Here is a 15,763-nt window from a genome sequence, read left to right as displayed (position 1 = left end):
CAGTTTGACCAGAGAGCGACGATATCTATCCAGACAAAATCTATCCAGACATCAGCAGGCTATATTGACGCCCGATCAATCGATGAGTTCAAGCCTCAACGCATCCGCCAGCATCATCAACGCAGCCTCCAGGTCATGCTGCCCACTGAATGTGTGGCTGAGCCTGACGTTCTGCGAGTGCAGCCCCTGCAGGCTGAACAGTTCGCCCGGCGCAATCACCACCTGTTGCTTGAGCATACGCTGGAAGACCCGCCGCATATCGACCGGCCGTAAGGAGCGCGCCCAAATGGTTGCCCCGCCCGCCGGCTCGACAAACTCCAGCGAGTCGCTCAGACGCTCCAGAAGCACTTGGGTCATTCGGGTTTTGCGCTCTTTCAACAGTCTGCGCAGTACCAGCAAGTGCTGATCGACACGACCACTGCTGTACAACCGTGCGATGGCTTTCTGACGAATCGGCGACAGGCGAAACGAGCGCAGCAAAAAATGTCGTTGCAACTCCACGCTCAAATGCCGTGAAAGCAGATACCCGTAAGGCGCCTCAGGCCCCATGAGCTTTTCGAAGGTGGAGAACACGATCAGGCGATCAGGATCGAGCACATCGCGAAAACGACTTTCATTCGGCTCATGAGCGAGTTCGCCGTACACATCGTTCTCCAGCACCCAACTGCCGTGTTGCTCCAACAACTCGGCGGTGGACTGCCGGTTGTCTGACGGCATCAGGCTACCACGCGGCATGCTCACGCCTGACGACAGCACTACCAGACGAACCGCCTCGGTCTTGAGCAAATGCCCAAGCAACTCAAGGTCAAGGCAGCCGTCGCTGTCGATCGGTAGCTCGATCACCCGTACACCGGCGGTCTGGAACAGACGCAGAATGGCCCAGTCACAGGGCGATTCGACCAGCACGGTCGCGTCCTTGAGTTCGAGTACCGCGATCAGTATTTCCAGCACACCCCGCCAGTCGGCACCGATGTAAACATCATCGGCGTGCCAGCAGCGGGCCGGTGACGTGGTGTAGCGTGCGGCCAGCGCAGTGCGTAATTCCAGCTCGCCACACGGCTGCGAGTGAAGCTGTGGTTGGCGCGGATACTGGCGCACCAATTCCCGCTCCAGCAGTAATAACGGACTGTCCAGCGATTGCAGCAACGCGGGCTCGTCGATGCTCAAGACCAGCATCCCCGGGCGCCTCGCGCTGACATAGACCGTTTCAAGCAGGTCGTTGCCGCTGGTGAACGAAGTGTTCAAGGAAACCGGCAACGCGTAGTAGCCGGACTTTGCCACCGAATACACCCGCCCTTCTTTCTCCAGCAGCGAATAGGCGTACTGGATGGTTGAAATCGACACGTTCAACCGGTCTGCCAACTGCCTTAGCGAAGGCAGTTTGATCGGTGTTTCAGCTGCCATTTCATTGATCAGGCTGGTCAAGTATCGGTACACGGCCTGGTAGGCAAAATCGGTCTCTCTTTGCCCTTTCATGGACGGCAGCCAATCGCTGTACAGCTGATGTTTGAATCGGTCAAACCAGGCTCCTTCAACGTCTCGCTGACCGTTCACCCAGCGCATCACCCTCCACGAACGCTCCCTCGTCTTCAGCACTCAAACCTGGATCACCCGCTTCAAGTCCGATTACGGGCACCGAGCGCATGCCGTAGAGCTTGCAGATCAGGCTGACAGACAAACCGCTGACGTCGATCATCCATTGCATGACTTGCTCGGGGGCGGCATTGCCCTGCATCGCTTTGTGCAGTTCGGGCATCGCCACCAACATGCCGGGATGGCAGCGGCGCAAAAAACGCTCAAGCCCGGCACCTGCATCGACAAAGGGGGTGAAAAGCAGGCACAGCTGCTGTGCTTCATTGAGCCCCAGTGCTTGCTGAGCCTCGGCCGACGCCAGGGTCCGAAGCTCAGCCATTGCGTGCGGATTACCGTAAACCTCCAGCACCTGATCACACAACCGCTCGGGCAGACGTCGTTTGCGCATCATCAACAACGCCCGTTGTATGTACTCGCTGAATCCGCTTTCGTAGGCCTGGCCTTTCACGAAGCAGGCCTGCAAGCCCCGCAAATGGGCCGAGAGCAAAGGACTGGCGTAGTCGTTTTCGCGCAGGTGCGCGTCAATTTCATCCGGTTGCAGCCCGAGAAAGTCGGTCAGCAATGGCCAGCGCTCTTCCATGTTGCCGGTCACCAGGTCCTGGATATCGATGTAGTCTGCGCCGCGTCGCGTCTCAAAACTCTCGCGCGGCCGCCACTCGACCGTTTCATGGCCCGCATAAAGTTCGCGATAACAATCGCCGCCCAACGGATCGAGCATTGAAAACAATCCTTCGAAACTGAAGGCCGGATGAGTGATCGTCGACAGGCAGGCCTTTTGCGCCTCGCGCATCAGGCCAGCCAGAAACTGCTTCTGCTGACGCACTGTTTTACCGCTGATCAACGCATCGACACCCCCCTCCCATCGAGCTATCTGCGAGTAGAACTCGCCTGTCGCCAGGTAGCAGTCGTCACACGCTTCAAATACCCCGTCAGTCCCTCGCAGGTGGCCGAGCATCAGCATGTTGGTGCGATTCAAATCGCGGCCAGCCTCAGACATGGGTGTCAAATGACTGAAGGGCAACACCTCGCGGTTATCGACCATCACCACCTCGACCCGAGGATCGTCGTAGACAAACAGGGCACCGTAGCTTCTATGAATGTTCTCCATGATCGTCGGCGTCGTCCCGCCCAGACGTAGCGTGGCAACACGCAGCTGGAAGGTCGCTGGCGCTCTGCCCGCGATACTCAACTGCGCAGCACGCAGGAATGCCAGTGTGTAGCAACTGTTGCGCGTTCCCGAGTGCGTCATCAGCACCTTGTAAGTACCGACTCTCTCCACGCCCCCGGCCGCCACCACCAGTCGCTGGATCAAAAGCTGCAATGCAGTACGTTCCGCACGAGAAAAGAAACTCAGCAACCGCTGCAAAACTTGCTGATAGACATAGTTCATTGCTTGATCATGAGTGGTGCTCATCGTCATTTACCTGATATTCAAAAAGTCGGCATCGAACAAACAAACATTTGCGTGTACGACCTGCGATCGGTGATGGCTGATTACGGCTTATCGTGAGTATCTGCTGTCAAATGCTAACACTTTGATTGTGGTAACCATTTGAAACGATTGTTATAGAAATAACATTCACGAGTGGGTCAATCGCCTACAACCCCCGAGACAAAGAGCTCCGACGGCCCGAGCGGACGGCCTAGGACTATTCCGACAACGTCCCACAGACAATGAGCACGGAAAATAAAGAAACCAGAACAGGGCAATACTTCTGTGATTAACAAGCGAACCGCTTACTTGCCGTGTTTTAACATGAGGTGCAGGTGAGCAATGGTCCGTATGCATAGCACCCAAACCCGTGCCCGTTAAAAAAATAGGCCCAGCCATGACTCATTCCTTGAGATGAAATTAATCATTCAATTATCAGGGCTTACATGCTGATTAGAAGATACAGATCAGGAGCAAAAACCAGTTCAGTTGCTGAACCAGCAGATGACGAAGAGGGATAAGAGGTTTGCACGTCCAACAAAAACGCAAGAGCCCGTAATCACGGACTCTTGCGCAAGCGTCATGCCGGTTCGACTTGAAGCGCCACACGTTCGCGACACGGGCACTCATCCATGTAACGGTGCGCCTGGACAAACTCGGTAAACGGGAAGACCCGGGTCTTGAGTGGCAGCAGAACGCGGTCAGCCGTCAACTGGTTGATATCGCGCAAGGCCCGTTGCAGCGCGACCTGATCCTGAACGATGCCAAGTTCCGGTTTGCCCGTGAAGTTGCCGATGCAGTGCACGAAGAACTGAATGTTTTTCTGGAACGCTGCACACGCCGGGAACGGAGTCTGGTTGCCGCCTTGCAGGCCATACAGCACCAGGCTGCCACGAGGCGCCAGCACGTCACCGAGCATCGACATCTGTGGGCCGCCGAGGCCATCGAAGACCACATCGACCCCGCGGTTGTCGGTGAGCTTGTTGATCTGCATGAGCAGATCCTGCTCTTCAGTGACGATCACCTTCTCGGCACCGAGGGATAACAGGTACTCGCGCTCTTCAGCCGATTTGGTCGCGGCAATGACCCGCACACCCAAGGCCTTGCCCAGTTGCACGAAGGACGGGCCGGCACAGTGGCTCGCATCGGTTACCAATGCAAACTGGCCGGGCTTGACCCGTGCCAGATCGGCGTAAGCAAAGTAGGCAACCAACAGCGGCGTGTAATGCACGGCGGCTTCGATCGGGCTGAGCACATCCGGATAGCGCGTCAGCGCCGAACGCGGCAGAACGATTTGCTCGCCGTAGACGGGATAGTCATTGGGGCTTTCTGCCGGGAAGCTGGCGACCTTGTCACCTACGGCCAGATCATCGACACCTTCGCCGATGGCCGTGACCACGCCGGCCATTTCATGACCAAGGCCCGACGGTAACCGGGCATGGGAAGACGCCAGGTTCTGACGCCAGAGGATGTCATACCAACTGATGCCGATTGCTTCGACACGCACCTGCACTTCGCCCGGCGCTGGCAGAGCGGGCGCATGCTCTTCGCATTTGAGCACCTCGGCAGGACCAAACTTGTGAAAACGGATCGTGCGGGACATCGCAAACCTCGTCAAAGTAACCTCTAATGCCCTGAACTCTATCTGGGCTTTCTGGCCAAGACCATCAGTGGCTATTAATAGTCGACATGCCTGTCATTGATTCCGCAGCTCCGGCAATACGCCAATCAACGTAGAAAACCGAACCAGCATTGTGGGAAAAATGAATTACTCGGTGCAGAGTAACAGCCTTTCCCCGTAAGATTCATGCCGGCCATTGTTCTCAAATGGCCGCTCTCGTCAAGTTTGCTGACTCTGCCAGGACTCCAGATGAATCGTAATGACCTGCGTCGTGTCGACCTGAACCTGTTGATCGTGTTCGAAACCCTCATGCATGAACGCAGCGTGACCCGCGCGGCAGAGAAGCTGTTTCTCGGCCAGCCGGCCATCAGTGCAGCGTTATCTCGCCTGCGCAGCCTGTTCGACGACCCGCTGTTTGTGCGTACCGGCCGCAGCATGGAACCTTCGGCCCGGGCGGTGGAAATCTTCGCCCTGCTCTCTCCGGCTCTGGATTCGATTTCTACCGCAGTCAGTCGCGCCGCTGAATTCGACCCGGCCACCAGCACCGCGGTGTTTCGCATCGGCCTCTCGGACGATGTCGAGTTTGCGCTGCTGCCGCTGCTGTTGAAGCGCCTGCGTGCCGAGGCCCCAGGCATTGTGCTGGTGGTGCGACGCGTCAATTACCTGTTAATGCCGGGACTGTTGGCTTCGGGTGAAATCTCGATTGGCGTCAGCTACACCACGGATCTGCCGGCCAACGCCAAACGTAAAGTCCTACGACGCAGCATGCCGAAACTGCTACGCGCCGATTCGGTACCCGGCGCCTTGAGCCTGGACGATTTCTGCGCTCGCCCCCATGCTCTGGTGTCCTTCGCCGGCGACCTCAGCGGCTTCATCGATGAAGAACTGGAGAAACTCGGGCGCAAGCGTCACGTGGTGCTCGCGGTTCCGCAGTTCAATGGTTTGGGTACGCTGTTGGCCGGCACCGATATTCTCGCCACCGTGCCAGACTACACCGCCGATGCACTGACCGCCGCCGGTGGCGTACGCGCCGAAGACCCGCCGCTGCCGATGCGTACCTTCGAGTTGCACATGGCCTGGCGCGGCTCGCAGGACAACGATCCGGGTGAGCGCTGGCTGCGTTCGCGGATTCAGATGTTTTTCGGCGACCCTGAGAGTCTTTGACGGCACAGAGATCAGCGATTACGCCGTCTGATTTCTCACCCACAGACACGATAAAGCCCCGATGAATCGAGGCTTTATCGTTAAATCCAGCGAGAGTTCCAGCGTGCCGTGTCGTACCGCCAAGACCGGAGAAAGTCGTAGAACTCTCCCCTGCCTCTTGGCTGGCCGACGGTCAGAAATCAACCGATGCTGACAGCTGAAGGGTACGTGGAGTGCCCAGGCCGCCGGACAGGCCACTGCCGTCGCCGCCGCTGTAGGAACCGATCCAGTATGCCCGGTTGGCGATGTTCTCCACGTTAGCCCGTAAGGTCACAGGTTTGGACATGACCTTGGTGGTGTACCGACCGCCCACATCGAAAACGGTGTAAGACGGCAACTCCATCCGATGGTCGTCCGTAACATAGCGGCTGCCTACGTGGTTCGTGCCCGCGGTCAGGGTCAGCCCAGGGACCCTCTCCAGATCGTACTCGACCCCAAGCTTGGCGATGATTTTCGGAACGCCAGTCACCTGATTGCCTTCGTTGGCCTTCACCAGCGCCTTGCTCAACACTGCCTGTGTATAGGAAACACCACCCATCAAACGCAGATCTGGTTGGGCCTCACCGAAGAAGCTCCATTCCACGCCACGGTTGCGCTGCTCGCCGTTTAGGCCAAAAGTGTTGGTGATTGGGTCGGTAAAGGCGCTGGGCTTTTCAATCTGAAACACAGCCAACGTAGTGGCGAACGAACCCAGGTCAAGCTTGGCACCGACCTCATATTGCTTTGTCTGGTACGGGCTCAAGATCTGGCCCGAGTTGGCTGCCGTCATCGGAGCCGTATCCCCCTTAGACAGACCTTCGATGTAGTTCGCGTAGACCGATACATCGTCGGTCACCTTGACCAGCAACGCGGTAGCCGGCGAAACACGGCTCTCGTTGTAGTGAGAAGTCTTGACCCGAGCAGGAGTCAGGGATGAGCTTTCCACAGTTTGCCGCCGCAACCCCACAGTCCATTGGATACGATCGTCAAGGAACGAAAGGGTATCGAGAAAAGCAACACTGCCCAGCTTGGCTTCGGTCCGAGAGGTGACAGCACCGAATGTGTCCAAGGGCGGCGTTGGGCCGAAGTCAAGGTTGTCGTAGTTGGTGGTCACGTAGTTGGCTTTCTGAAGATCCTTGTAGCTCATCTCCGACTTGTACTGAGTGGCCGCCAGCGACCATTGGTGGCCTACGGGACCGGTGTTGAAGTTGCCCTTCAGGCCGGCCTCGCCCGATTTCTGGGTGCCCTGCCCATCCGAGCGATAAGCCAGGACGTTGATATCACCGGCGTTGTTGACCAGCGTGTCACGCGTCATCAGGGCATTACGGCCACCGTCCCTCTGACCATAGGCCGCAAAGGCCGTGAGCGAGTCATTCAAATCAGCCTCGCCCCTGAGCAGGAAGGTTTCAGTGTCGTTGATGGTGTACGCCCAGTCAGGTGCCAGGGCGTAATCGCCTTTCTTCGGGCTGGGTACTTTGTTGACATTAGGGTTGATCGAGGCAATACCGAAATAATTGGAGCCATCCAGGCGCTCACGCTGCTTATAGGCGTCCAGCGACAGGCGCACGCGCTCGGTACGCCAGTCCAGGCCCAGCGCATTGAGCTGCATGTTTTGTTTCTGATCGTCCACGGCGGTGTCGCCGTCGCGGTAGACCCCGTTGTAGCGGATACCAAACTGATTCTGCTCGCCAAAGCGCCGACCCACGTCGGCATGCGCACCGTATAAACCATTGGATTCAAAAGATGTCGTCAGGCGCGTCAGGGGTTCGTCGCTTGCGCGCTTGGGCACCATATTGATGCTGCCTGCGACGCTGCCATCTGGCGGCATGCCGTTCAGCAGAGCAGACGGGCCCTTGAGCACTTCGATGCGCTCGGCCAGCTCGGTCGAGCCGCGCAGGTTCGGCGCCATACCGATCAGGCCGTTGTAGGTGATGTCGTTGGCGCTGGTATTGAAGCCACGAATGAAGAAGGTTTCGATGATGGCCCGTTTGGAGGGGACGTTCACCGATGGATCGGTTGCACCGATGACCGAACCGATGTCCTTCGCCTGGTGGTTGCGCACGAAGTCATCGGTGTAGCTGATGGCGCTGAAGGGCGTCTCCATAAAGTCCTTGGTGCCCAGCAGCCCGACTCGACTGCCAGTGGCAACCTGGCCGCCCGCATACGCGGGCGGCAGGTCGGCAGGTGCGCCCATTGTGCCCTCCACCGTCGTTTCAGACAGGACAAGGCTGCCTTCGCCAGTGCCCGTCGGAGACTGCGTTGACGGCTCAGGAGCAGGCGCAGCGGCTACAGCCATCGACCCCCCGGTCAGCCCTAGCAACAGGGCCATCTGTACGGCAGAGAAAGTGCGATTCAAGGTAAACGAAACAGCGCGTAGCGTAGCCTGTAATGAATCAGGGTTGGCGCTATGTGGGCAGCCGTGTTCCGACATGCTGGATTCCTTTCGATGCGAAGAATTGAAGTGCATTCATTAGGTTTCCGTACCAGAACGCCAAATCCTCAATCTAAATGATAAATATTTACATCCACTGCGCTGAGGACATTCCAAGGGGCTGGATCCGTGGGGAGTGGGGGCGTCCGCATCGGCCGCAGGCCAGCACCAAAGGCAGGTGGCAAGCCGCCTGAAGAAATGTTCGCCGCGCACTATTCGCACTGCACCCTCCACAAAAAGGGCCGGCGCCTGAACAGGACCAGCCCTTTGTGCTGCAGATACACGTCGCGAATCAGCCCTTGTAGCCCTGAACCACCTCGTCAGCCATTCGATTGAGACAGGTCACGCTAGCGGTACACAGATACCAGGTCTGAGCATCGACAAAGATTACACGGCCGTTGTTCCAGGCCTTGGTCTTGCGCAGCAGCGGGTTATCCAGGCTCTTGATGTCCAGTGCCGGACGATGCTCCATCACCGCGGTACGGTCGATTACATAGAGAATGTCGGGATCGGCCTGCTGGATAAACTCATTGGAAATCGGCTGCCCATGCAAACCGGCTTCGATGTCAGTGCTGGCCGGTTTCACGCCCAAGGTGTCGAAGATAAAGCCGTAGCGCGACTTCACGCCGTAGGAGGTGAAGGCGCCGTTGTTATGCAGCACGATCAACGCTTTCTCTGGACGTCCTTCGGTGACACGGCGGGTCTGTTCCACCTTGGCTTCCATTTCCGCGACTTTCTGGCGGGCCAGTTCCTCTTTGCCGAGGATGCGTCCCATGAGGGTCAAATGCTCCTTGGCTGTGCCGATGAGATTGCCTTGCTTGTTGGTCAGGTCCACGTCGTCGTAGACGGTCGGGGCGATCTGGCTGAGTTCCTTATAGCTTTGTGCCTGGAGCGGAGAGATCAGAATCAGGTCGGGCTTGAGCGCATGCAACCGTTCGAGATTGGGCTGAACAGTCGACCCTACATCCATCACATTCGAGTCGTCACGGTATTGGGTGAGAAAGCTGGTGACGTAGTCCTTGGCGATACCCACCACCGGTGCCCCCAACTGATCGAGTGTATCGAGCTCGCTCATATCGAAAGCCACTACGCGCTCGGGTAGTTTGGTCACCACGGTTGTGCCCAGAGGATGCTCGATCTTGACCGGCTCGTAGTGCGCCTGCGCACTCACTGGCGGCGTGGCCTCTGCCGCCGGCTTGTCACATCCCTGCAGCCCGGCCGCTACGGCCATTGCCAGTAGCACTCCACAGAATTTTTTCGCGTGATCAGTGCTCATATCAGTTCCCTTGAAGGTGATGGGTTGAAGTAGTTGCAGACAAACCCTTGTTCGCTCTGCAGGATTTCGAAATCCAGATCAAAAAGTTCGCGCAGGTGCGCCTCGGTAACCACCTCCGCGACCGGGCCGTGGCAGTGAATTCCCCCGCCTTTCATGGCAACGATATGATCGGAATAGTTGGCCGCGAAGTTGATGTCATGGACCACCAGGATCACTGTGCGGCCTTGCTCATCACACAAGCGACGCAGGGCACGCATGATGTGTACGCCATGCTTCATGTCGAGGTTGTTGAGCGGCTCGTCCAGCAACAGGTAATCCGTTTGCTGGGCAATGGTCATCGCCAGGAACACCATCTGCCGTTGTCCGCCGCTGAGCTCGTCAATGTAGGAGAGGCGCAGGGACTGCAAAGACAAGAACTCGATGGCCTCATCGATAGCCTCGCGATCCTGGGCGGTAAGCGCTCCACGACTGTAGGGGAAGCGCCCGAAGGCGACCAGTTCCTCGACGGTCAGGCGCAGGTTGAAATCCGGGGACTGGCGCAAGGTGGCCACGCGCTTGGCATAGTCGCGAACGGGCACATCCAAAATGCTGCGCCCGCCAATCAGAACGTCGCCCCGGGTCGGCGCCAGCAGGCGTGCGATCAACATCAGCAACGTGGTCTTGCCCGCCCCGTTTGGGCCGATCAGCGACGTGACCTGCCCCGGTGGAAACTGGACGCTGACGTCACTAAGGACATGCTTGGTGCCGTAGGCCTTGTAAACGTGATTGAGGGAGATCATGGGGTGCCTCGGGTTCGAATCATCAGCGCGAGGAAATACACACCACACACCAGGTTGATGAGAATGCTGACGGAGGTGTTGTAGTTGAATAGCTGCTCGACCAGGTATTGGGCGACAATGAAAATGCCAATGGCGATGGCGCAACTCATGGGCAACGTGACCCGGTGCCGAGCGGTTCGGGCAAGCGCATAGGAGATGTTCGCAACGAACACGCCCATGAATGCCGTCGGCCCGACGAGGCTCGTCGAGATCGCCACCAGAATTGCAATAAGTGCCAGTTGAAGTCGCACGCTGCGCGGGTAATCGACCCCCAGGGAAATGGCTTGGTCACGTCCCAGGGAAAGCACATCAAGCACCGGCAGGGTTCGTTGGGCGATGCAGCACACCGCCGCGACCAGCACGCCCGAATAGATCACTTGCCCAGGTTGCGCCTTGTTGAAGGAGGCGTAGTTGAACCCTTGGAAAATCGAGAATTCTCCGGGGCTGATCTTCAACTGGATAAATTGGGTAAACGTCCCCATCACCATGCTCAGTACCAGTCCCAACAGGAGCAGCAGGTACACGTTGTTGCTCCCGTCACGGAACAGCCAACGGTGAATAAGCCATGAATAGCCGAGCATCAGCAGGACCGACAACAGGACGTTACCGTCACGCCCCAGCAACACCAGGCTCTGGGTGCCCAGCACCAGAATCAGCAGTGCCTGGAACAGCAGATAGATCGCCTCATACCCCATGATCGCCGGCGTCAGTATTCGGTTGCCGGCGATGGTCTGGAAAATCACCGACGAATAGGCAATGCACACCCCGGCAATGCACATCGCCGCCAAACGGGTGAGTCGCTTGGGAATGACGTAGTCGAAGTCGAAGCCAGACCCCAACAACAGGAACGCAATCGCCAGCGCCAGAACCAGCAGCCAGAGACCATAACGGTTAGCCACGCGCCTCATGTGTACTTCCTGATCAGCAGCACGAGAAATAATAGGCCGCCCACACTGCCGGCGGTGAGGCCGATAGGCACTTCGAAGGGGTAGATCAGCAGGCGGCCGAGGATATCGCAGGCCAATAACAACGACGCGCCACACAAGGCGACGATGGGCAATGTTCGCTCCAGGTTTTCGCCGTAGTGCAGCGCCACCAGGTTGGGAATCACCAGCCCGACAAAGGGGATCGCCCCCACGGTGATGACCGTGGCGGAAACGGTGACCGCCACGAGCATCAGACCTAGCGCCGCATTGGCGGCGTAGTTCAAGCCCAGGCTGCTGGCCATGCCCTCACCCATTCCCAGTACGGTAAACCGGTGCGCATAAAGGTAGGTGAGCACGACGATCGGCAGGATCAGATAGATGATCTCGTAATTGCCCTGCACGATTTTGGAGAAGTCACCGAGCATCCAACCCTGCATGCTCTGCAAGATGTTGTGGCGGTAGGCGTAGAACTCGGCGACGGCACTCAATACGCTGCCATACATCAGACCTATGACCGGAACCATCACCGTGTTCTTGAACTTGATACGACGGATGATCGCGACATAGATCAGGCCCGCAGCAAAACAGAACGCCAGGGCAAACAGCATCCTGCCGGCAGCACCCGCGGCGGGGGCTACCGTCAGTGAAATCAGAATGCCCAGCTTTGCAGCATCCAGTCCACCGGACGTGGCGGGCTCGACGAACCGGTTACGCACAATCTGCTGCAGGATCACGCCGCAGACGGCCAGCCCTACCCCGGTGAGTATCAGGGCCGCGAGACGCGGAAGGCGGCTGGCGGTCAGTGTCAGCCAGGCATCATCGGAAAATGTGAAAAGTGCTGTCCAGGAGACCTGTTTGACTCCCACCATCAGCGAAAGGCAACAGAGCACAACAAACAGGATCAGTAAGGCTGCACGACTCAAGAATCGTCCTCACTGCCAAACGCCCCGGCAATGCGCCAGCCCTTTGCAGCCCGGCGCTGGGCGAGAAAGTGCGCGTAGAGCCCTGGCTTGGCACTTAATTGCGCGTGGGAACCTTGCTCACTGATCTGGCCATTATCGAGCACCAGAATCTGGTCGGCCATGGCCACCGTCGAGAGCTGGTGCGCGATGACGATCAGCGTACGCGTACCACGCAAGCGTGCCAGTGCCTCAGCAATAGCGGCCTGGTTCTCGGCATCGAGCGCAGCAGTGGCCTCATCGACCAACAGAATCGGTGCATCCTTGATCAGCGCACGGGCGATGGAAATCCGCTGACGCTCGCCGCCGGACAGTCGGGCGCCGCCCTCGCCCACGGGTGTATCCAGGCCTTGAGGCAGTCGTTCGATGATCTCCACGACGCCGGCTTGTCTTGCCGCTTCCATCACCTGGGTATCACTGGCATCGGGTTTGCCGATGCGGATGTTATCGGCGATGCTGCCCTGGAACAGGTAAGCATCCTGGAAGATCTGACTGATCTGGCCGGCCAGTTGCTCGCCGGACATCTGGCGCACATCCACACCGCCCACGATCACACAGCCTTGAGTCACGTCGAAGAAACGCGCGATCAGCCTCACCAGCGTGGTCTTGCCCGAGCCGGAAGCACCGACCAGAGCGGTCATGCTGCCCGGCTCGATACGCAGGCTGACATCCTGTAATACATCAGCCTGGTCCTCGGCATAACGAAAGCTCACGTTGCGCAGTTCGACGGCCCCATCGACGGGTGCCTGTGGCGTCTGCGGTTCAGGCAGCGGCTTGACCGCAAAGATCTCACGCACGGCTCCCAACTGGCCACGCGCGCCACGCAGCACCTCGCTATAGCCAGCCACTTCCAGCAACGGATCGATAAAGCGGCTGACCAGTAGCAGTGAAACTATGACCGCGATGACCGTTCCCGCCTCCAGGCTTGCGCCCAACAACTCACCCAGCCATAGCGTGGCGGCCACCAGCAAGGCTGCGAAGCTCGCCTGTACAGCCCAGGCATTGAACACCACCGACATCGCCGAGACGTGAATCAACCGTCTCGCGGAGTGCTGCTGGCGCCCGATGGCCTGTTCGAGAAACTGAGTACCACCGTCCTCGCCATTAAACGCCCGCAGCACCGATTGCGCCTGGGCGAACTCGACCATGCGCTGGCTGGTGTGGGCAGCGTTGTGCTGGAAGTCTTGGTCTGCACGCTGCCCCAAGCGAGCGGTGAACACAAAGACACCCAACAGGATCGGCAGCGTCACCAGCGCGATCAGACCCATCTGCCAGTGCAAGGCGAACAGTGCAATCAGGATCACTACGGGTGTGACCACGCCTGTCATCAGCGGCGTGAAAACGTGGGCGGGAAGCTGAGCCATTTCCATCATGCCCTGGGACGCGACATGGCTTAGCCGTGCGGTGTTTTGTGCGGTGAACCAACCCACCGGCAAACGCGCCACATGGTCGCCGAGCCGATGGCGGCCCCGCTGGAGAACGGCGATGCCTACACGGATACCGGCTTTCTCCACTGTGCGTCGTAGCGCCCAGCAAATCACCACGCCGATCACCAGCGCGATCAACCATTGCCCCGCTGCGCGCGTTTCATTGCCCAGCAGGCTGGTGAGTATCGGCACCAAGGTGACAATCGTCAGCCCGCAGAGCAGGCCGTAGACCAGAGTCATGTAGAGATAGCGCCGCAGCACCGGGGCATCTTCACCCAACAGTTGAATAAAGGTTCTCAGCATGACGACACCGCCTGTTCCTTGGCCTGTTCGTAGCCGCCCAGTGCCCACAGTCGGGCGTAGCGGCCTTTGCGGGCGAGCAGCTCGTGGTGACGTCCCTGCTCACAAATCGTACCGTTGTCGATCAGAATGATCTGGTCGGCGTGCATCACCGTATCGAGCCGGTGAGCGATCACCATCAAGGTGCGGCCTTGGGCGAATCGCGATAGCGCTTGCTGGAGCTTCACCTCGTTCTCGGCATCGGCTGCCGCCGTGGCTTCATCAAGCACCAGCACCGGCGGGTCCAGCAACACGGCGCGGGCGATACTCACGCGCTGTAACTCGCCGCCGGAGAGCTGCACATCCTCACCGATCACCGAGTCATAACCCCGCGGCAAGGCGAGGATGCGCTGGTGAATATTCGCGGTGCGCGCCGCGTCTTCGATTTCCTGCTGGCTGGCCGATGGCCTGCCCAAGGCAATGTTGTCGCGCAGGCTGGCATGGATAAGACGCACTTCCTGCAACACAAAACCGATGCGCCGGTACAACTGCGCGCTCTCGATCTGCCTGATGTCGACGCCGCCCAGAGTAATGCGTCCTTCAGTCGGATCGAAGAAGCGCAGCAACAGGCGCGCCAATGTCGACTTGCCGGAGCCGGAAGCACCGACAATCGCCGTCACGGTGCCGGGCTTGAGGGTGAAGCCAATGTTCTTGAGCACCGGGTTCTGGCCGTCGTAGCTATAGCCGAGTTGTTCGACGCGAATTTCGGCATTTTCGGGCAACTGCTGTGATTCGCCCGCCAGGGTTTCCAGTACCGGCGTTTCCAGCAGTGTATGCACACGCTGGGCAGCGGCGGTCGCATTGTTCAGGTCGTGGGTGATATAGCTCAACAGCAGCAGTGGCGCACAGATGCCCGGCGCCACCAAGGCGAAGGGCAAGACCTCTACCGGCGTGATCCAGCCCAGGCTCACCAACAACGTGCCAAAGGCCAGCACCACCCCGAGTACCGCAACCGGGGTAATCATTGCATGGGCGTTGGCCATCGCACTGACCAGCGGCCGTGTGAAGTCGGTGAACGCCTCGGCGAAAGCATCCACCGCCCCACGGTAGCTGCCATGGGCCTTGCCCTCGACACCGAAGGCCTTGACCACGGGAATGCCGTTGACGAACTCAACCACTGCGTTGTTGATACGCGCCATACCGGCGCCGAACGATTGCATGTTCGCCCCACTGGCCTTGGTCGCCCTGGAGAAAAACAGGAAAAACAGCGGGAATGGCAGCAGGGAGACAATCGCCATGCGCCAGTCCATGGCAAACAGGTACAGGATGGCGATGAGGATCGCTCCCATGGTACGGCCCAGCGTGGTAAAGAAATGCGCAGTCAGGCTGTGCAGCGTACCGATGTCATCCTGCATTGCCTGTTTGACTTCACCCGAAGCCCGACTGGTAAACCAACCCAGCGGCACCTTGGCCAGTCGACGAGTAATCGCCAAACGCAAATGGCCGGTGATGTGATTGTCGGCCAGGTGCGCGACCATCTCGCCCACCGAAATCAACGTCATGCCGAGGAACAGGCACACCAGGCTGACGCTGACAACCCGCCAGACCTGATTCTGCATCTGGACCCACCCGGTAGCGACCTCGGCCTGCCCCATCGAGAACTGTGCGATATGGGCGATGCCAGCCAGTGGCACCATCGTCAGCATGGTCCCGATGGCGGCCAGTACCGCGGCGACAATCAACCGGCCGCGTACGGGTCTCAGTATCCGGGATACCGGGCCGGCGGCGGGTTTGTCTTTAACACTCATGAGCTCTCCTG

11 protein-coding genes are annotated in these 15,763 nt (G+C 58.7%); 1 reads left to right on the top strand and 10 read right to left on the bottom strand.

All coding sequences use genetic code 11. The annotated features are described in order from the left end of the window. Window positions 1-75: 75 nt before the first annotated feature. The 3 genes from BLL42_RS26745 to BLL42_RS26735 all read right to left on the bottom strand — a co-directional run bounded on the left by BLL42_RS26745 (window position 76) and on the right by BLL42_RS26735 (window position 4,628). The gene (locus BLL42_RS26745; protein WP_071555865.1) at window positions 76-1,476 is read right to left on the bottom strand and encodes an aminotransferase-like domain-containing protein; all 1,401 of its coding nucleotides are present in this window, start codon (window positions 1,474-1,476) and stop codon (window positions 76-78) included. Window positions 1,477-1,531: 55 nt separating this feature from the next. Next, window positions 1,532-3,007 carry a hypothetical protein gene (locus BLL42_RS26740; protein ID WP_071555562.1) on the bottom strand — a complete coding sequence of 492 codons (1,476 nt, stop codon included), beginning with the start codon at window positions 3,005-3,007 and terminating at the stop codon, window positions 1,532-1,534. Between the two features lie 598 nt (window positions 3,008-3,605). Continuing rightward, on the bottom strand, window positions 3,606-4,628 hold the full coding sequence (locus tag BLL42_RS26735) for a zinc-dependent alcohol dehydrogenase family protein (RefSeq protein WP_071555561.1): 1,023 nt from the start codon (window positions 4,626-4,628) through the stop codon (window positions 3,606-3,608). A 267-nt stretch (window positions 4,629-4,895) separates the two neighbouring features. Here BLL42_RS26735 and BLL42_RS26730 point away from each other — a divergent pair, with 267 nt between their 5' ends. Continuing rightward, window positions 4,896-5,810, top strand: a complete 915-nt coding sequence (locus BLL42_RS26730; protein ID WP_071555560.1) for a LysR family transcriptional regulator — start codon at window positions 4,896-4,898, stop codon at window positions 5,808-5,810. Between the two features lie 172 nt (window positions 5,811-5,982). Here BLL42_RS26730 and BLL42_RS26725 read toward each other — a convergent pair whose 3' ends face one another. The 7 genes from BLL42_RS26725 to BLL42_RS26695 form a co-directional block, all read right to left on the bottom strand. After that, window positions 5,983-8,022 carry a TonB-dependent receptor gene (locus BLL42_RS26725; protein WP_330220779.1) on the bottom strand — a complete coding sequence of 680 codons (2,040 nt, stop codon included), beginning with the start codon at window positions 8,020-8,022 and terminating at the stop codon, window positions 5,983-5,985. Window positions 8,023-8,551: 529 nt separating this feature from the next. Next, entirely contained in the window at window positions 8,552-9,535 is a 984-nt protein-coding gene (locus BLL42_RS26720) for a siderophore ABC transporter substrate-binding protein (RefSeq protein ID WP_071555558.1), read from the bottom strand. After that, entirely contained in the window at window positions 9,532-10,314 is a 783-nt protein-coding gene (locus BLL42_RS26715; RefSeq protein ID WP_071555557.1) for an iron ABC transporter ATP-binding protein, read from the bottom strand. The genes BLL42_RS26720 and BLL42_RS26715 overlap by 4 nt, the downstream gene beginning before the upstream one ends. Further along, window positions 10,311-11,261 (bottom strand): iron chelate uptake ABC transporter family permease subunit, encoded by a 951-nt coding sequence (locus tag BLL42_RS26710; protein ID WP_071555556.1) that lies wholly within the window; start codon window positions 11,259-11,261, stop codon window positions 10,311-10,313. The genes BLL42_RS26715 and BLL42_RS26710 overlap by 4 nt, the downstream gene beginning before the upstream one ends. Beyond that, window positions 11,258-12,202, bottom strand: coding sequence for an ABC transporter permease (locus tag BLL42_RS26705; protein WP_071555555.1), 945 nt, complete (start codon window positions 12,200-12,202; stop codon window positions 11,258-11,260). Before BLL42_RS26705 ends, BLL42_RS26710 begins: the two co-directional genes overlap by 4 nt. After that, the gene (locus tag BLL42_RS26700; protein WP_071555554.1) at window positions 12,199-13,968 is read right to left on the bottom strand and encodes an ABC transporter ATP-binding protein; all 1,770 of its coding nucleotides are present in this window, start codon (window positions 13,966-13,968) and stop codon (window positions 12,199-12,201) included. The genes BLL42_RS26705 and BLL42_RS26700 overlap by 4 nt, the downstream gene beginning before the upstream one ends. Next, complete coding sequence (locus tag BLL42_RS26695; RefSeq protein WP_071555553.1) at window positions 13,962-15,752, bottom strand: ABC transporter ATP-binding protein; 1,791 nt, start codon at window positions 15,750-15,752, stop codon at window positions 13,962-13,964. Before BLL42_RS26695 ends, BLL42_RS26700 begins: the two co-directional genes overlap by 7 nt. Window positions 15,753-15,763 lie beyond the last annotated feature (11 nt).

It is taken from the genome of Pseudomonas frederiksbergensis, from assembly GCF_001874645.1.
In the GTDB taxonomy this organism is placed as follows: Bacteria; Pseudomonadota; Gammaproteobacteria; order Pseudomonadales; family Pseudomonadaceae; genus Aquipseudomonas; species Aquipseudomonas frederiksbergensis_B.
Note: the sequence above shows the minus strand (reverse complement) of the source record. Positions and strands in the feature narration are given on the sequence as shown.

What these genes read in the sequence shown, in the direction of transcription:
- BLL42_RS26745 (WP_071555865.1), bottom strand. Translation starts at nt 1,476, where the DNA reads ATGAAAGGGCAAAGAGAGACCGATTTTGCCTACCAGGCCGTGTACCGA.
- BLL42_RS26740 (WP_071555562.1), bottom strand. Translation starts at nt 3,007, where the DNA reads ATGAGCACCACTCATGATCAAGCAATGAACTATGTCTATCAGCAAGTT.
- BLL42_RS26735 (WP_071555561.1), bottom strand. Translation starts at nt 4,628, where the DNA reads ATGTCCCGCACGATCCGTTTTCACAAGTTTGGTCCTGCCGAGGTGCTC.
- BLL42_RS26730 (WP_071555560.1), top strand. Translation starts at nt 4,896, where the DNA reads ATGAATCGTAATGACCTGCGTCGTGTCGACCTGAACCTGTTGATCGTG.
- BLL42_RS26725 (WP_330220779.1), bottom strand. Translation starts at nt 8,022, where the DNA reads ATGGGCGCACCTGCCGACCTGCCGCCCGCGTATGCGGGCGGCCAGGTT.
- BLL42_RS26720 (WP_071555558.1), bottom strand. Translation starts at nt 9,535, where the DNA reads ATGAGCACTGATCACGCGAAAAAATTCTGTGGAGTGCTACTGGCAATG.
- BLL42_RS26715 (WP_071555557.1), bottom strand. Translation starts at nt 10,314, where the DNA reads ATGATCTCCCTCAATCACGTTTACAAGGCCTACGGCACCAAGCATGTC.
- BLL42_RS26710 (WP_071555556.1), bottom strand. Translation starts at nt 11,261, where the DNA reads ATGAGGCGCGTGGCTAACCGTTATGGTCTCTGGCTGCTGGTTCTGGCG.
- BLL42_RS26700 (WP_071555554.1), bottom strand. Translation starts at nt 13,968, where the DNA reads ATGCTGAGAACCTTTATTCAACTGTTGGGTGAAGATGCCCCGGTGCTG.
- BLL42_RS26695 (WP_071555553.1), bottom strand. Translation starts at nt 15,752, where the DNA reads ATGAGTGTTAAAGACAAACCCGCCGCCGGCCCGGTATCCCGGATACTG.